Annotated in this window: 17 protein-coding genes; 9 read left to right on the top strand and 8 right to left on the bottom strand. The window is 72.4% G+C overall.

All coding sequences use genetic code 11. The features are described from left to right. Positions 1-29 precede the first annotated feature (29 nt). From ruvX to Q5425_RS06275, 4 genes are read left to right on the top strand one after another with little or no spacing between them, the layout of a single operon-like run. A complete protein-coding gene (gene ruvX / locus Q5425_RS06290; protein WP_308671136.1) occupies positions 30-491 on the top strand; it encodes a Holliday junction resolvase RuvX in 462 nt (153 codons plus the stop codon). After that, on the top strand, positions 488-2971 hold the full coding sequence (mltG, locus tag Q5425_RS06285; RefSeq protein ID WP_308671135.1) for an endolytic transglycosylase MltG: 2484 nt from the start codon (positions 488-490) through the stop codon (positions 2969-2971). Before ruvX ends, mltG begins: the two co-directional genes overlap by 4 nt. Next, complete coding sequence (locus tag Q5425_RS06280; RefSeq protein ID WP_308671134.1) at positions 2961-3815, top strand: shikimate dehydrogenase; 855 nt, start codon at positions 2961-2963, stop codon at positions 3813-3815. Before mltG ends, Q5425_RS06280 begins: the two co-directional genes overlap by 11 nt. A gap of 57 nt (positions 3816-3872) precedes the next feature. Next, positions 3873-5132: a GrpB family protein gene (locus Q5425_RS06275; protein ID WP_308671133.1), complete on the top strand. Its 1260-nt coding sequence runs from the start codon at positions 3873-3875 to the stop codon at positions 5130-5132. On the opposite strand, the gene Q5425_RS06270 is transcribed toward Q5425_RS06275, so the two are convergent. Together Q5425_RS06270 and Q5425_RS06265 are read right to left on the bottom strand one after the other, a co-directional pair. Further along, complete coding sequence (locus Q5425_RS06270; RefSeq protein ID WP_308671132.1) at positions 5104-5763, bottom strand: TetR family transcriptional regulator; 660 nt, start codon at positions 5761-5763, stop codon at positions 5104-5106. The genes Q5425_RS06275 and Q5425_RS06270 overlap by 29 nt on opposite strands. Positions 5764-5788: 25 nt before the next feature. Beyond that, positions 5789-6202 (bottom strand): hypothetical protein, encoded by a 414-nt coding sequence (locus tag Q5425_RS06265; protein ID WP_308671131.1) that lies wholly within the window; start codon positions 6200-6202, stop codon positions 5789-5791. Positions 6203-6324: 122 nt separating this feature from the next. On the opposite strand from Q5425_RS06265, the gene Q5425_RS06260 reads away from it, so the two are divergent. Further along, positions 6325-7533 carry an endonuclease/exonuclease/phosphatase family protein gene (locus Q5425_RS06260; RefSeq protein ID WP_308671130.1) on the top strand — a complete coding sequence of 403 codons (1209 nt, stop codon included), beginning with the start codon at positions 6325-6327 and terminating at the stop codon, positions 7531-7533. Positions 7534-7537: 4 nt separating this feature from the next. Continuing rightward, the gene (locus tag Q5425_RS06255) at positions 7538-8473 is read left to right on the top strand and encodes a D-2-hydroxyacid dehydrogenase family protein (RefSeq protein WP_308671129.1); all 936 of its coding nucleotides are present in this window, start codon (positions 7538-7540) and stop codon (positions 8471-8473) included. A 156-nt stretch (positions 8474-8629) separates the two neighbouring features. Here the strand turns inward: Q5425_RS06255 and Q5425_RS06250 are convergent, their stop codons facing one another. The 5 genes from Q5425_RS06250 to Q5425_RS06230 all read right to left on the bottom strand — a co-directional run bounded on the left by Q5425_RS06250 (position 8630) and on the right by Q5425_RS06230 (position 13378). Next, positions 8630-10111, bottom strand: a complete 1482-nt coding sequence (locus tag Q5425_RS06250) for an alpha/beta hydrolase (protein ID WP_308671128.1) — start codon at positions 10109-10111, stop codon at positions 8630-8632. A gap of 53 nt (positions 10112-10164) precedes the next feature. Further along, the gene (locus Q5425_RS06245; RefSeq protein ID WP_308671127.1) at positions 10165-10980 is read right to left on the bottom strand and encodes a serine hydrolase domain-containing protein; all 816 of its coding nucleotides are present in this window, start codon (positions 10978-10980) and stop codon (positions 10165-10167) included. A 72-nt stretch (positions 10981-11052) separates the two neighbouring features. After that, the gene (locus Q5425_RS06240; RefSeq protein ID WP_103335999.1) at positions 11053-11319 is read right to left on the bottom strand and encodes an HPr family phosphocarrier protein; all 267 of its coding nucleotides are present in this window, start codon (positions 11317-11319) and stop codon (positions 11053-11055) included. Between the two features lie 38 nt (positions 11320-11357). Continuing rightward, positions 11358-12593, bottom strand: coding sequence for a PTS transporter subunit EIIC (locus Q5425_RS06235; RefSeq protein WP_308671126.1), 1236 nt, complete (start codon positions 12591-12593; stop codon positions 11358-11360). Beyond that, positions 12590-13378, bottom strand: coding sequence for a GntR family transcriptional regulator (locus Q5425_RS06230; RefSeq protein ID WP_308671125.1), 789 nt, complete (start codon positions 13376-13378; stop codon positions 12590-12592). The genes Q5425_RS06235 and Q5425_RS06230 overlap by 4 nt, the downstream gene beginning before the upstream one ends. A 243-nt stretch (positions 13379-13621) precedes the next feature. On the opposite strand from Q5425_RS06230, the gene Q5425_RS06225 reads away from it, so the two are divergent. Continuing rightward, complete coding sequence (locus Q5425_RS06225) at positions 13622-13861, top strand: glucose PTS transporter subunit EIIB (RefSeq protein ID WP_167455364.1); 240 nt, start codon at positions 13622-13624, stop codon at positions 13859-13861. Beyond that, the gene (locus Q5425_RS06220) at positions 13858-14313 is read left to right on the top strand and encodes a PTS glucose transporter subunit IIA (RefSeq protein WP_308671124.1); all 456 of its coding nucleotides are present in this window, start codon (positions 13858-13860) and stop codon (positions 14311-14313) included. Before Q5425_RS06225 ends, Q5425_RS06220 begins: the two co-directional genes overlap by 4 nt. A gap of 70 nt (positions 14314-14383) precedes the next feature. Here the strand turns inward: Q5425_RS06220 and Q5425_RS06215 are convergent, their stop codons facing one another. Then, entirely contained in the window at positions 14384-14821 is a 438-nt protein-coding gene (locus tag Q5425_RS06215; RefSeq protein WP_308671123.1) for a Rieske (2Fe-2S) protein, read from the bottom strand. A 105-nt stretch (positions 14822-14926) separates the two neighbouring features. Here Q5425_RS06215 and Q5425_RS06210 point away from each other — a divergent pair, with 105 nt between their 5' ends. Beyond that, on the top strand, positions 14927-15295 hold the full coding sequence (locus Q5425_RS06210) for a hypothetical protein (protein WP_308671122.1): 369 nt from the start codon (positions 14927-14929) through the stop codon (positions 15293-15295). Positions 15296-15299 lie beyond the last annotated feature (4 nt).

Genomic DNA, 15299 nt, shown 5'->3' with positions numbered 1-15299 from the left:
GCGGAAACCGCGGCCCGGACCGGCCCGGCGTGGCCGATCCGGGGCGCGGTCGGCGTCTTGGCGTGGATGTCGGATCCGTCCGGGTCGGCGTGGCGCTGAGCGATCCGGCCCCCGTGCTGGCGTCGCCATTGGTTACCCTCTCCCGCGATGCGACCGACGACAGTGATCTGGACCAGCTGGCCGCCCTCGTCACCGAACACGAGGTGGTCGAGGTGATCGTGGGCCTGCCCAGAACGCTCGCCAACCGCCAGGGACCGGCGGCCGAGCTGGCCATCGCGTATTCTGAACGCCTGGCCGGGCGGATAGCGCCCGTGCCGGTCCGGCTGGGCGACGAGCGGCTGACCACGGTCACCGCATCCCGCATCCTCTCCCAGCGCGGGGTCAAAGGCCGCAAGCAGCGCGCGGTGGTCGACCAGGCCGCCGCCGTCGAGATCCTGCAGGCCTGGATCGACGCCGCCGCTGCGCACCGCGCCCGGGAGGGAGACCGATGAACGAGCAGCCACCCGAGCGTGGACGCCGCCGCCTGCGCGAACCGGACGCGGCGAGCCCGCCGCCGTCCCGGCCGGCACCGCGCCGGGCCGACGCGCATCCGAGCGGGTACCAGGAGCTTCCGCAGCCGTCCCGGCACAGCGGCGCGCACGACCTGCCCCAGCCGTCCCGCCGCGCGCGGCCCGAGCCGGGCTACGACCCGCGCCGCGACGCCCCGCCGTCCGGCCGGCGGCGGCTCGAGCCGCCGGGCACGCTGCCCCCGGCCGACGACGAGTTCGACCCGCAGGCCCAGCAGGCCGCGCCCGCTCGCGCCGCCCGGGCCCGCCACGGTCTCGACGAGGGTTCCGAGATCGAGCCGGCGGCCCCGCGCCGCCGCCGTGCGGCCCCGGATCCCGCCGAGCCACCGCAGCGACGTGCTGCTCCGGAGCGGATCGAGCCCTCGCCTCCGAGACGGCGCCGGGCCGACGCCGCCGAGCCGGTGGAGGCCGTCGAGCCGCCGCGGGGTCGCCGTCGCGGCGCTCCCGACCCGGCAGGCACCCCCGATCCCCGGCGCCGCCCCGATCCGGCCGAAGCCGAGCCCCAGCCCGGCCGGCGTGGCCCGGAGCCGATGGCCGCGGGCGAGCCGGTCGACCCGCCCTCGCGGCGGCGGCGTGCCGATCCCGCTGCCGAGCCCCAGCCCGGCCGGCGCGGTCCGGCCCCGGAGCCGATGGACACCGTCGAGCCGCCTTCGCGGCGGCGCCGCGCCGACCCGGCCGAGCCTCCGCCGGGCCGTCGTGGCCTGACCCCCGAGCCGATGGACATCGGCGACCCGGTCGAGCCGCCTTCGCGGCGGCGCCGCGCCGACCCGGCCGAGTCCCAGCCCGGCCGGCGTGGCTTGACCTCCGAGCCGATGGACATCGGCGAGCCGGTCGAGCCGCCTTCCCGGCGGCGCCGTGCCGATCCCGCCGCCGAGCTGCCGGGCCGTCGTGGCCCGGCCCCCGACCCGGTGGACGCCGCCGATCCGCGTCGGCGCCGCGCCCTGGAGCCCGACGCCGACCCGCGCCGCGGAGCTCCCGACTCCGCGCGGCGGCCCGCGCAGCCGGGTGACCGACCCGCAGGCGTGCCCGAACCCGGTGCCGAGCCGCGGCGCCGCCGTCCGCCGGTCCCGCCGGTGCGCGAAGAGCCGGTCACCGACGTGCTGCCCGCGCTGGCGCCGCCGCCCCCGGCCGAACCGCCCCGCGCGCCGCAGGACGAACCCGAGCACTCCGCCCAGGACGACGAGTACGCGGACTACGACGAGTACGAGGACTACGACGAGCCGGAGTACGACGCGGACTACGAGGACTACGACGACTACGACGAAGAGCCGGCGAAGCCGCGGAAGAAGAAGGGCAAGCGCGCCCTCGGCTGGATCGCCGCGGTCGCGGTGATCGCCCTGCTCGCGGGCGGGGCCTGGTACGGCTTCAACCGGATCTTCGGCTACGACGACTTCGACGGTGCCGGCACCGAGGACGTGCTGTTCCAGGTCGACGACGGCGACACGACGTCGGCGATCGGCGCGAAGCTCACCTCGGCGGGCATCGTCGCCAGCGGCAAGGCGTTCGTGAAGGCGGGCGAGGGCAACCCGAAGCTCGCCCGGATCCAGCACGGCTTCTACGTGATGAAGTCGCACATGTCCGGCGCCAGCGCGGTCGACCGGCTCACCGCACCGGCCTCGCGGGTCGGGCAGCTGGAGATCCGGCCGTACACGCAGTTCGACGACATCACCCAGCCCGACGGCAAGGTCACGCCCGGCGTGTACAGCCTGATGGCGAAGGCGTCCTGCGCGCAGCTCAACGGCAAAAGCACCTGCATCTCGGCGGACGACCTGCGCAAGGCGGTCGACACGGCGGACCTGAAGCAGCTCGGCGTGCCGGACTGGGCGGTCGAGCCCGCGAACAAGGCCGACCGCAAGGACCGGCGGCTGGAGGGCCTGATCGCGCCCGGCGTCTACGACGTCAAGCCCGGTTCCGCCGCGCCGGAGATCCTCGGGCAGCTGGTGCGCGCCTCGGCCGCGGCGATCCAGGAAGCGGGCCTCGGCCCGCAGACGGCCGGCCCGGGCATGACGCCGTACCAGACGCTGATCATCGCGTCGATCATCGAACGCGAAGGGGTGAAGGCCGACTTCGGCAAGCTCTCGCGGGTGATCTACAACCGGCTGGCGAGCAACATGCGGCTGCAGATGGACTCGACGGTCAACTACGTGCTCGACCGGCCGACCCTGCTGACCGACGAAGCCGAGCGGCTGAAGTCCGGCGCGTACAACACGTACAAGAACACCGGGCTGCCGCCGACGCCGATCGCGGTGTCGAGCCCGGACGCGATCAAGGCCGCGGTGAAACCGCCGGCGGGGGCCTGGGTGTACTTCGTCAAGTGCGAGAAGAACGGCCTGTCCTGCTTCGCGGTCACCAACGACGAGCACAACCGCAACCGGGACCTGGCCAAGGAACGCGGTGTCATCTGAGGCCCGGAAGGCCGCCGTGCTCGGGAAGCCGGTGGCGCACTCGCTGTCCCCGGTGCTGCACGGCGCCGCGTTCGCCGCGCTCGGCCTGACCGGCTGGACGTACGAACGGATCGAGACGAGCGCCGAGGAACTCCCGGCCCTGGTCGACGGCCTCGGCCCGGAGTGGGCCGGGTTTTCGGTCACCATGCCGGGCAAGCGCGCGGCGCTGGACCACGCGGACGAGGTGACGCCGCGCGCGGCCGCCGTCGGCGCGGCCAACACGCTGGTCCGCACCCCGCGCGGCTGGCTCGCGGACTGCACCGACGTCGAGGGCGTCACCGGCGCGCTGCGCGCCGCGGGCGGCTACCAGCCCGCACCAGGGGACACCGCGGTGGTGCTCGGCGCTGGGGGCACCGCGGCGGCGGCGGTCGTCGGGCTCGCGGCCCTCGGCGTGAAGCAGGTGCGCCTGGTCGTGCGCGAACCCGCCCGGGCCGGGGAAACCCTCGACGCGGCGAAGCGGGCTTCGCTCGACGTCGACGTCCTGCGCTGGCCGGAGACGGACTTCGCGGCGCTGGGGTCCGCGGCGGTGCTGGTGAACACCGTCCCGCCGGACGCGGTCGCCGCGCACGTGGCCGAGCTCGCCGCGGTCGCGCACGTCCTCGACGTCATCTACCACCCGTGGCCGACGCCGCTCGCCGAAGCCGTCGCGGCGCGCGGGGGCCGGCTCGCGACGGGACTGGACATGCTGCTGCACCAGGCGTTCGGCCAGGCCGAGCACTTCACCGGCCGCCCGGCCCCGCGGGCGGCGATGCGGGACGCGCTGCGCGAGGCGACCGGGAACCTGCTGCCGCTGCCGATCGGCTGAACGGCTTGCGCGCGTTGCTAATCTGGTCGACTGCCTTGCCGAAGGGGGTCTACCGGAATGACCGGTCAAGAAGCGTTGAGCGACGACAAAATCCAGGGGGCGTGGGTCGGCGAAGCGCCGAAGCTGAACTCGACCATCACGCTCGCCGGCTACGACCCGCAGTGGCCGCGGCTGTTCGACCGCGAAGCCGAGCGGATCCGGCGTGTCCTGGGGGACCGGGTGCTCGTCCTCGAGCACGTCGGCTCGACGTCGGTGCCGGGACTGTGCGCCAAGCCGATCATCGACGTCCTCCTGGAGGTGCCGGACTCCGACGACGAGGACGCCTACGTCCCGGACCTGGAGGCGGCCGGGTACCGGCTGACGATCCGGGAGCCGGACTGGGAGAAGCACCGGATGTTCAAGGGCCCGGACACGAACGTCAACCTGCACGTGTACTCGCCCGGCAACGGCCAGACGCCGCGCTACCGCCTCTTCCGCGACCGCCTGCGCTCGCACCCGGAGGAGCTGGAGCTGTACGCGGCGAAGAAGCGTGAACTCGCCGCGAGGACGTGGAAGTACGTCCAGAACTACGCCGACGCCAAGACGGAGGTGGTCGAGGAGATCCTCGGCCGCGCGCGGGCCGAGCAGTACGACGGCCACAGCGAGGCCTACGCCGAGCACGCGGAGAAGTCCGTCACGAACGCCTGCTACGACCGGCCCGCGATCGTGGACCTGGCCGGCGACGTCGAGGGCCAGCGCGTGCTCGACGTCGGCTGCGCGGCGGGACACCTGAGCGCGTTGCTGGCCGGGCGGGGCGCGGACGTCCTCGGGGTCGACGCCAGCGCGGGGATGATTGCCGTTGCCCGGCGGAAGTTCGGTGCTGTTGCACGGTTCGAGGTCGCCGACGTCACCCGGCCGCTGTCCGCCGCGTCCGGTTCGTTCGACGTGATCACCGCGTCGCTCGTGCTGCACTACCTCGAGGACTGGGGACCGGCGCTGGCGGAGTTCCGCCGGGTCCTGAAGCCCGGCGGGGTGCTGGTGTTCTCGGTCCACCACCCGGGCGAGGACTGGCGGTGGTTCGGCAAGGAGAACTACTTCGAGGTCGAGCTGCTGGAGGACGAGTTCCCGCCCGGCAACGTCGTGCGCTTCTACCGCCGTCCGCTGAGCCGGACGTTCCAGGCGGTCCGCGACGCGGGTTTCGCGGTGGACCGCCTGGTGGAGCCGATGCCGGTCCCGGAGGCCGAGGCAGCCGATCCGAAGTGGGCGGCGAACCTGCGGACCAAGCCGAGGTTCCTGTACTTCCGGGCGGTCAGCCCCGCTGGGCGAGTTCCCGGATGAGGTCGGTGATCTCCCGGCTGACCGGGCGGAACACCCGCAGCCGGGAGAGCGCGGCCAGCCGCGCCAGCAGCGGCACGCTGCGCTCGACCAGCAGCCGGCTGCGTTTTGTGCCGGCCGACCGGTCGTGGACCCAGAACAGCACCACGCCCATCTGGTAGAGCCAGAGCAGCTCCGGCAGCTGGTCGCGCAGCTCGGGGTCGAGCTTGACGTCGGATCCCTCGACGACCTCGCGCATGAGGCCGATCGACGCCTCGCGAGCGGCCGAGGAGTCGTCGCTGAACGGGCTCAGCGGCGACTCCGGGTCGGCGGCGTTGACGAAGAACTGCGTGCCGAAGCGGTGGTAGGGCTCCGCGACGTCGAGCCAGCACAGCAGCACGGCCTTGAGCCGGTCGGCGAAGCCGGGCTCGCCGTCCAGCAGCGGCCGGGCTGCGGCCAGGTGCCGGCGGGCGATCTCGTCGTAGAAGCCCTGGATCAGCTGTTCCTTCGACGAGAAGTAGTAGTAGGCGTTCCCCACGGAGACACCCGCTTCGGCGGCGATCGCGCGCATCGTCGTGCGGTCGTAGCCGTTCTCGGTGAACAGCCGCATCGCGGTCGTGACGATCAGGGACCGCGTTTCCTCGCTCTTGGCCACCCGCTGCACGTTAGCGCCGGCGGCGTCAGGGCGCGGGGAAGGGCGGGGCCTGCGGCACGCCGGGGTAGGGGAACGGCGCCGGCGCGGGCTTCGGGGCCAGGTGCCGGCGGCGGATGCCGTTGAAGACCAGCACGTTCGTCAGGTGCATGAAGCCGAGGACGAGCGCGACCGTGCCGACCTTCACCGAGAGCAGCTCGAACACCTCGCGGGCGCTGAGCACCGTGGCGCGGCTGGTCAGGAACAGCGTCACGAAGCCGAGGCTGATCAGGTAGAAGCCGACGACCAGCAGCTGGTTGACGGCGTGGGCCAGGCCGGGGCTGTCCGCGAAGACCTCGGCGAGGAAGGTGCGGCCGTGCTTGCTCAGCGTCCGCGCCACCAGGACGGTCAGCGGGATGCTGATCAGCAGGTAGAGCGCATACGCGAGGACGACGGGATCCATGGTTCCTCCAGGTTTTGAACTTGTTCAGAACTGACCGTAGCCCGGTTTTTGAACATGTTCAAGCCAGCGGATGGTCCCTTGCCCCTCACCCGACGGGCGGTTTCCGGCATAGGGTGACTGCCGTGAAACGCCTCGCCGCCGTGCTTTCGATCGCCGTGCTTTCGATGGCCGCGCTCGTCGCCGTGTCCGTTCCCGCCACCGCTGACGCCGGCTTGGGGCGCAGCGTCCGGTTCGCCACCTTCAACGCCTCGCTGAACCGCGCCGCCGCCGGGCGGCTGGTGGCCGACCTGTCCACGCCCGGCAACGCCCAGGCGCAGGAGGTCGCCGAGGTCGTCCAGCGCAACCGGGCCGACGTCCAGCTGATCAACGAGTTCGACTACGTGCCCGGCAACGCGGCCGCAGACCTGTTCCGGAAGAACTACCTGGCGATCGGCCAGCACGGCGCGCCGCCCATCGACTACCCGTACGCTTACACCGCGCCGGTCAACACGGGCGTGCCCACCGGCTTCGACCTCGACCGCAGCGGCACCGTCGGCGGCGGCAACGACGCGCAGGGCTTCGGGGCCTTCGAGGGCCAGTACGGGCTGCTCGTGCTGTCGAAGTACCCGATCGACCTCGCGCACGTCCGGACGTTCCAGCACTTCCGGTGGCAGGACATGCCGGGCGCGCTGCTGCCCGACGACCCGGCCACGCCGGCGCCGCACGACTGGTACAGCCCCGCCGAGCTGGCCGTCCTGCGGCTGTCGTCGAAGTCGCACTGGGACCTGCCGCTGAAGATCGGCCGCTCGACCGTGCACTTCCTGGTCTCGCACCCGACGCCGCCGAGCTTCGACGGCCCGGAGGACCGCAACGGCACCCGCAACAACGACGAGATCCGCTTCTGGGCCGACTACGTGACGCCGGGCCGGGGCGGGTACGTCTACGACGACGGGGGCCACCGCGGCGGCCTCGGCGCGTCGCAGCGCTTCGTGGTGGCGGGCGACAACAACTCCGACCCGCTCGACGGCGACAGCGTCCCCGGCGCGATCGACCGGCTGCTGCACGCGCGGCGCGTCGTCGAGACCCACCCGGGCAGCCGGGGAGCGGTGCTCGCCGCGCAGAGCCAGGGCGGCGCGAACGTGGGCCAGAAGAGTGATCCGTTCTTCGACACCGGCGACTTCAACGACGTCGCGCCGGGCAACCTGCGGACCGACTACGTGCTGCCGTCGAAGGGTCTGCTGCCCTGGCGCGCCGAGGTGTTCTGGCCGGTGCCGTCCGACCCGCTGGCCCGGCTGAACGACGCCTCCGACCACCACCTGGTCCGGGTGGACGTGCTCGTCGGGCTACGGTGAGGCCATGCGGATCGCGATTCTCGACGACTACCAGAACGTCGCCCTGACCTTCGGTGACTGGAACTCGCTCAAGGCCGACATCACGGTCTTCACCGAGCCGCTGGACGACGTCGTCAAGCAGCTGCAGGGCTTCGACTGCGTGGTCGCGATGCGCGAGCGCACCCGCTTCCCGGCCGCGGTGCTCGACCGGCTACCCGACTTGAAGCTGCTGGTCAGCACGGGCAAGCGGAACGCGGCCGTCGACGTCGCGGCCGCCCGGCGCAACGGGGTCGTCGTGTCCGCCACCGGCTACATCGGGGAGCCGACCGCCGAGCACACCTGGGCGCTGATCCTCGCCGCGTCGCGGAACCTGCCGCAGGAGTTCCGGTCCATGCGCGAGGGCGGCTGGCAGACGAGCGTCGGCACCATGCTGCACGGCAAGACGCTCGGCCTGCTCGGCCTCGGCAGGCTCGGCGCGGGCGCGGCGAAGATCGGGCAGGTCTTCGGGATGGAAACCATCGCGTGGAGCCAGAACCTGACGCAGGAGAAGGCGGATCCGCACGGCGTCACCGCGGTGACCAAGGAGGAGCTGTTCGCGCGGTCGGACGTGCTGTCCGTCCACCTGGTGCTCGGCGAGCGCACCCGCGGCCTGGTCGGCGCGGCCGAGCTGGCCGCGATGAAGCCGACGGCGTTGCTGGTGAACACCTCGCGCGGCCCGATCGTCGACGAAGCGGCGCTGGTGGACGCATTGCGCCGCAAGGAGATCCGCGCGGCCGCACTCGACGTCTACGACACCGAGCCGTTCCCCGCCGACCATCCACTGAGGACACTCGACAACGCGGTCCTGACCCCGCACATCGGCTTCGTCACCCGCGAGGTCTACGAGATCTTCTACGGCGACGCGGTCGAGGACATCGCGGCCTTCCAGGCGGGGGAGCCGATCCGCGTCATGGCGGAGTGAAGAAGTGTGCGGCCCGCCGGGGCCCGAGGTCCCCGCACCGGCCCTGCGGCGGGCCTGCACCTTTTGATGACACCACGCCGGCCCGGGCGGCGGCAGGGTCTTTGGACCCTGTCCCGGCCGGGCCGTTGGGCATCCCGGCCGGTCGGCGATTTTCCGTCAGGGAAAGGGGACCGCGTCCGGGGCGCAGGTCGTCCCCGCGGGCGGCGCCGTCAGTTCCGTCAGGTACCGCACCACGGCCGCCGACGCGCAGGCGCTCGGGACGTCCAGCGATGTGTGGCCGTAGCCCTCCACGACGAGCAGCCGGCCGTCGGCTAGTTCCGCCGCCGTTGCCTCCGCGTTGTGCAGCGGGGTCGCCGGGTCGAACCGGTTGTTCAGGACCAGCACCGGGTTCTTGCGCGGGCGGTTCCACGGGCCGGTGTACCGGTCGGCGTCGTGGGCCGGCCAGCCGACGCACTGGGCCATCGAAAACACCGCGCTCAACCCGAAGTACGGCTGCCGCGCGCTTTCCCGCGCGGCCAGTGCCGGGTAGTCCGCGGCCGCCTGCGGGTTGTCGCTGTCGACGCACTGGACGGCCAGGAACCCGGGCGAATGCGTCGGCACGTATGGGTCGAGCACCGGCGACGCCGGCCCCGGATCCGACGGCAGCGCCGCCAACGTCGACGCCAGCCGCTTCCACCGGCCGGACTGGTACAGCGCGCTGTCGACCGTCTTCATCAAGGACGTCACGGCCGGGCCGCGCGAGGCGTGGGCGAAGATCCCCGCGAACTTCTGCTTCGGGTCGCCGCCGGAGAAGGCGCACTTCGGCCCGGCCGCCGCGCACTCCGCGAAGAACCGGTCCAGTTCCTGCTGCTGCGCACCCGCGACGTCGGCCCGCACGTCCACCGGCTCGTGCTCCCGGCCCGGCCGGCCGGTGGCGTTCGCGACCAGGTCCAGCGTGCCGTCGAGGGTCATCGCGCGGACCTCGTCCGGGAACAGGTTCGCGTACGTGCCGCCCAGGTACGTGCCGTAGGAGTACCCGTAGAAGTTCAACGACGCATCTCCGACGGCCTGGCGCAGCAGTTCCAGGTCCCGCGCGACGTTCGCCGTCGAGAGGTGCGACAGCAGGGCACCCGAGGCCGCGCAGGCCTTGCCGGTCGCGGCGCTCGCGGCGAAGAACGCGTCCGGCTGCCGCAGCGGCGACCCGGCCGGGGGCAGGCGGTCCGCGCCGGGACAGGTGATCGGCGCCGACCCGCCGATCCCGCGCGGGTCGAAGCTCACCAGGTCGAACCGGGCGCGCAGCTCCGGCGGGTAGCGGGCGGCGAACCGCGTCAGCTCGCCGACGCCGTCCGTGCCCGGGCCGCCGAAGTTGACGAACAGCGAGCCGAGCCGGCGTCCCGGGTCGCCCGCCGGCAGCCGGATCACCGACAGCGTGATCGTGGCGCCCTTCGGCTCGCGGTAGCTCAGCGGCACGGTCGCGCCCGCGCACCGGAACGGCCCGTGGCAGGGCGCCCAGTGCAGCACCGGCACCGCGGCGCCGTTCGTGCCGAGCGCCGGGGGCGCGGCGACGGTGGCTTCCGGTGACGGCGCGGGGGTCGGAGCGGCGGTGGAGGCCGTGCAGGCGGCCAGGAGCAGGAGCGCGGCGAGGGGAGCCCGCTTCACGCGCCCAGTTCCGCTAGGACGGCGTCGGTGTAGCGCGGCGAGGGGAGCTCGCTTCACGCGCCCAGTTCCGCCAGGACGGCGTCGGTGTAGCGCGGCCAGACCTCGGCCGCCCACGGGCCGAACGCGCGGTCGGTCAGTGCCACGCAGGCCGCGCCCGCGACCGGGTCGACCCAGAGGAACGTGCCCGACTGGCCGAAGTGGCCGAAGGTTCGCGGCGAGCTGTTCGCGCCGGTCCAGTGCGGGCTTTTGTGGTCGCGGATCTCGAAGCCGAGGCCCCAGTCGTTGGGCTTCTGGTGGCCGAACCCGGGCAGCACGCCGGAAAGCCCGGGGAACACCACGCTCGTCGCTTCGGCCACCGTGGCCGGGTCCAGCAGCTTCGGCGCCTGCAGCTCGGCGGCGAAGGCGGCCAGGTCATCCACAGTGGACACCGCGCCGGACGCGGGTGAGCCGTCCAGGACGGTGGAAGTCATGCCGAGGGGCGCGAACAGCGCCTCGGCCTGGTACTGCGCGAACGGGATGCCGGAGTGCTCGGCCAGCGCGTCGGCCAGCTGCTCGAACCCGGCGTTGGAGTACAGGCGCCGCGCGCCCGGCGCGGCCATCGCCTTGTGCGCGTCGAAGGCGAGCCCGGAGGTGTGGGCCAGCAGGTGCCGCACGGTCGAGCCCTCGGGGCCGGCCGGGGTGTCGAGCTCGACGACGCCCTCTTCCACCGCGATGAGCGCGGCGTAGGCGGTCAGCGGCTTGGAGACCGAGGCGAGCCGGAACTTCCGCGCCGTCTCGCCGTGGCTGCCGGCGACGCTCCCGTCCGCCGCCACCACGGCCGTCGCGGCGTTGTCCACCGGCCACTCGTCGATCAGGCGCACGCTCTCCATGCGCCCACCCTACGAAACGAAGGCCTCCGCACCGGTGTCGGGGACCGGTGCGAAGGCCTTCGCGGGTGTTCGTCAGGCGTCGAGGTCGGTGGCGACCAGCTGGGCGACCGCTTCCACGGCCTCCTCGGCGCCCTCGCCCTCGGCGCTGATGACGACCTCGTCGCCGTAACCGGCGGCCAGCGTCATCAGGTTGAGCACGCTGCCGGCGGCCACCGGGTTCCCGCCGGCCTTGGCGATCTGCACCGCGACGGGCTGCGCCGCGGCCGCCTTCGCCACCAGCGCGGCCGGCCGGGCGTGCAGCCCCACCTTGCTGGCCACGGCGACGCGTTTCTCCGGCATGTTCGTCCTCTCCCTACGGGTTTACGTCGGTGCTGATGTTACGCGGCGGCGGTGCGCTCGAGGTCCGACTCGATCGAGTCGTCCTCGCGGCCCGGCGTGCGCAGGTTGAACTTGACGATCGCGAAGCGGAACACGAAGTAGTAGATCGCCGCGTAGACGATCCCGATCGGGAGCAGCAGCAACGGCTTCTGCGCGGCCGGGGCACCGAAGTTGAGCACGTAGTCGATCGCGCCGGCCGAGAAGTTGAAGCTCTGGTGGATGCCCAGCGCGTTGCAGATCGCCAGCGAGGTACCGGTCATGATCGCGTGGAACAGGTACAGCGGCCACGCGACGAACATGAACGAGAACTCGATCGGCTCGGTGACACCGGTGAGGAACGAGGTCAGCGCGCCGGCGATCATCACACCGCCGACGACCTTCTTCTGCGCCGGACGGGCCGTCTGCCAGATGGCCAGGGCGGCCGCCGGCAGCGCGAACATGAAGATCGGGAAGAAGCCCGTGGTGAACGAGCCCGCCGACATCTTGCCCGCGACGAAGTTGTTGATGTCGCCGCCGTCGAAGATGAACCAGACGGGGACGTTCAGCAGCTGGTGCAGACCGACCGGGATGAGCAGTCGGTTCAGCGCGCCGTAGATGCCACCACCGACGACCGGGGCGGCGGTGACCGCGTCACCGGCGGCCTCGATGCCGCTGTTGACCCAGTGGAAGACCAGGCCGAAGAGCACGCCGAGGATCACCATGACACCCGCGGTGATGATCGGCACGAACCGGCGGCCGCCGAAGAACGCCAGGTAGGCGGGCAGCTTGATGCGGTGGTACTTCTGCCACAGCAACGCCGCCACGACGCCGACCACGACACCGGCGAGCACCGAGTACGGCCACTTGATCGGCGCCAGCTCGGTCGCGCCCGCCTTGTAACCGGGCAGGTCGCTCAGCGGGGCGAACACCTGGACGACGGCGCTGAAGACGAAGAAGCCGACGACCGCCGCGACGGCGGTGGAGCCGTCGCCCTTCCGGGCGAAGCCGACCGCGATGCCGACCGCGAACAGCAGCGGCAGCCAGTTGAACAGCGTGCCGCCCGCGGCGCCCAGCACCGAGGCGACCTTGTTCCAGCCGAGGCCGTCCTTGCCGAGCATGTCGTCCTGCCCGAACCGGAGCAGGATGCCCGCCGCCGGGAGCACGGCGATGGGAAGCATGAGGCTACGGCCGAAGCGCTGAAGACCGGCAAGACCGCTGCCGCTCTTCTTCGCCCCCTCCGCGGTGGTGGAGCTCATCTGGATCCTCCATAGTGGGGTGGTTGACCGGGTTCCGGGGTGTTCCGGTCCAACTGCATGGTCACCTGGTAGTGATCTCCCCGGTACCAGGACGTGATGTCTTCGATGGGGTCGCCGTTCGCGCTGGAGACCCGCCGGAACACGAGCAGCGGGCTGCCGGCACGCATGCCGAGCAGCCGGGCCGTCTCGCGGTCCGCGCCTTCGGCCCAGACCGTCTGCCACGCCTGGTCGGGACGCACACCGTACGTCTCGGCCAGCTGCGCGTAAATGGACTGGGTCAGGTCGAGCCCGAGCAGGCCGGGAGCCCGGCCCGCGTGGTACCAGCCGCGCTCGACGGCCAGGGGCACGCCGTCGGCGTGGCGCAACCGCACCAGGTGGTGCGCGGACGCGCCTTCGGCCAGGCCGAGGGCGTGTGCCGAGGCGGTGGGCGGCACCTCGGTGGCCGCCGAGACCACCTCGGTCGTCGGGGTCAGCCCCCGCCTCCGCATGTCGTCGGTGAACGACATCAGGTAGAGCTGCAGCTCCATCCGCCGGGCCGCGGTGAACGTGCCCTTGCCGCGGACCCGGGCGAGCAGGCCCTCCTCGACCAGCTTGCCGATCGCCGACCGGACCGTGAGCCGCGACACGCCGTAGCGCTGGGCCAGCTCGCGTTCCGACGGGATCGGCGCACCCGGCGGGAGCTCGCGCTCCACCGTGCGGCGGAGGATTTCCCGCAGCTGGGCGTGCTTGGGCGTGGGCCCGTTGACGACCCGGTCGGGTGGCGGGACGTGCGCGGCCGCGCTCATCGGCGTCACCCTCCTCGTTCTCGCTTCACCGGGGGACCGGTGCTCGCATCCGGCCCGGAACATTGGTACGTTCCGGTCTAGACCAATGATCCGATGGGGCAGGATGCTCCGCCGTGCGGACGGGTGTCAACCACCGTTATCCGTTCGTGGCCCGCGGCGGCGTGCATGCCGACGAACGGCGTAGTACAGGTGGACACGCGGTTCGCGTCAGGTTGGGAACAAACAGTGATCAAGGAGACCGCGATGGCGGATGACAGGCCCGAAAAGATCCTCGCGGCGCTCGGCGGCGCGGGCAATCTCACCGAGGTCGAGGGCTGCATCACGCGGCTGCGCTGCGAGGTCGAGGACATGAGCCTCGTCGACGAGGGGGCGCTCAAGAAGGCCGGCGCGATGGGCGTGGTCAAGATGGGGTCGACGGCCCTGCAGGTGATCGTCGGGCCGGAGGCGGACACGATCGCCAGCGACATCGAGGACCTCCTGTGAGCCTGGAGATCCTCAGCCCGGTCGCCGGGCGCGTGGTGCCGATCACCGAGGTCCCGGACCCGGTGTTCGCGCAGGCCATGGTGGGTCCGGGCCTCGCGGTGCAGCCCTCGGGCGGGCGGGCGGACGCGGTCGCGCCGGTCGACGGCACGGTCGCGACGCTGCACCCGCACGCCTACGTCGTGGCGACCGAGGACGGCAAGGCCGTGCTGGTCCACCTCGGGATCGACACGGTCAAGGAGAAGGGCGAGGGCTTCACGCTGCACGTCGTCAAGGGCGAGCAGGTGCGGGCCGGCCAGCCGATCGTCAGCTGGGACCCGGAGGCGGTGACCGCGGCGGGCTACTCGGCGATCGTCCCGGTCGTCGCGCTGGACGCCTCGGCGGACGTGCTGTCCGGTTTGGACGCCGAGCGCGACGTCGTGGCCGGGGACCGGCTGTTCGGCTGGGACGCCTGAGCCGGTTTTGTCACGCGAAGGGCCCTTGTGGACGAATCGTCCCCAAGGGCCCTTCGCGTCGCCCGGCTCGTCAGCCGGTGACGACCTTCCCGTTCTCGACCTTGACCGGCACGCTCGGCAGCGGCTTGTTCGCCGGGCCCTGCTTGACCTCGCCGGTGAGCGCGTTGAACACCGAACCGTGGCACGGGCAGACCAGGTCGGCCCCCTTGGGGGTGACGGCGCAGCCCTGGTGCGTGCAGATCGCGCTGAACGCGGCCGCGGCCGTCTCGGACGTCCGGGCCACGATCACGTCGGAGCCGTCCGGGGCCTTGGCCGCCTTCGCCTCCCCGACCGGGACGTCGGCGAGCGCGACCAGCGGCGTCCCGGCGGCGATCGGCGCCTGCGCGGTGCCCGACTTGCCGTCCGGCTCCGACGAGCAGGCGGTCAGCGCGACGGCGCCGACGGCGGCACCGGCGACGGCGGCACCGGTGGTCAGGGCGGTGCGGCGGGAGTGCAGTTCGGCTGTCATGTCCTACAGAACGAGAGCGGCACCCGTTCGGTTCAATTTCCGGTGAACCGGATCGCCCTCCGCTTCGTGTACGTACCGGAGCGGGTGTGGAGTGGAGGAACGATCATGGTGAGTTGGGTTCTACGCATCGTCGTGGCGGCCGCGCTGCTGGGTTCGGCGGGTGTGCACTACTTCCTGTGGACGCAGGACTACCCGGGCCTGACCGGCACGCTGTTCCTGCTCGACGCGATCGCCGGGCTGGTGCTCGCGATCGCCGTCCTGGCCTGGCGGCACTGGCTGCCGGCGCTGGGCGCGGCCGGCTTCGGGGCGCTGACGCTCGGCGCGTACGTGCTGGCCGCGACGGTCGGGTTCATGGGCAACCACGACCAGTTCAACAGCCAGCCCGAGTACTGGGGCGTCATCACCGAGGCGGTCTGCATCGTGGGCGGTCTGGCGCTGCTGTTCGTGAAGGACCGGCGCCGGGTCACGGCCTGAGTTC

This window comes from Amycolatopsis sp. A133, from assembly GCF_031082405.1.
GTDB lineage: Bacteria > Actinomycetota > Actinomycetes > Mycobacteriales > Pseudonocardiaceae > Amycolatopsis.
The sequence above is the reverse complement of the archived record's forward strand: the minus strand, read 5'-3'. Positions and strand labels throughout refer to the sequence as shown.

Bases quoted from the DNA above. Each gene is read 5' to 3' on its own strand.
- mltG (WP_308671135.1), top strand. From the start codon at position 488: ATGAACGAGCAGCCACCCGAGCGTGGACGCCGCCGCCTGCGCGAACCG.
- Q5425_RS06275 (WP_308671133.1), top strand. From the start codon at position 3,873: ATGACCGGTCAAGAAGCGTTGAGCGACGACAAAATCCAGGGGGCGTGG.
- Q5425_RS06265 (WP_308671131.1), bottom strand. From the start codon at position 6,202: ATGGATCCCGTCGTCCTCGCGTATGCGCTCTACCTGCTGATCAGCATC.
- Q5425_RS06255 (WP_308671129.1), top strand. From the start codon at position 7,538: ATGCGGATCGCGATTCTCGACGACTACCAGAACGTCGCCCTGACCTTC.
- Q5425_RS06245 (WP_308671127.1), bottom strand. From the start codon at position 10,980: ATGGAGAGCGTGCGCCTGATCGACGAGTGGCCGGTGGACAACGCCGCG.
- Q5425_RS06240 (WP_103335999.1), bottom strand. From the start codon at position 11,319: ATGCCGGAGAAACGCGTCGCCGTGGCCAGCAAGGTGGGGCTGCACGCC.
- Q5425_RS06235 (WP_308671126.1), bottom strand. From the start codon at position 12,593: ATGAGCTCCACCACCGCGGAGGGGGCGAAGAAGAGCGGCAGCGGTCTT.
- Q5425_RS06230 (WP_308671125.1), bottom strand. From the start codon at position 13,378: ATGAGCGCGGCCGCGCACGTCCCGCCACCCGACCGGGTCGTCAACGGG.
- Q5425_RS06225 (WP_167455364.1), top strand. From the start codon at position 13,622: ATGGCGGATGACAGGCCCGAAAAGATCCTCGCGGCGCTCGGCGGCGCG.
- Q5425_RS06215 (WP_308671123.1), bottom strand. From the start codon at position 14,821: ATGACAGCCGAACTGCACTCCCGCCGCACCGCCCTGACCACCGGTGCC.
- Q5425_RS06210 (WP_308671122.1), top strand. From the start codon at position 14,927: ATGGTGAGTTGGGTTCTACGCATCGTCGTGGCGGCCGCGCTGCTGGGT.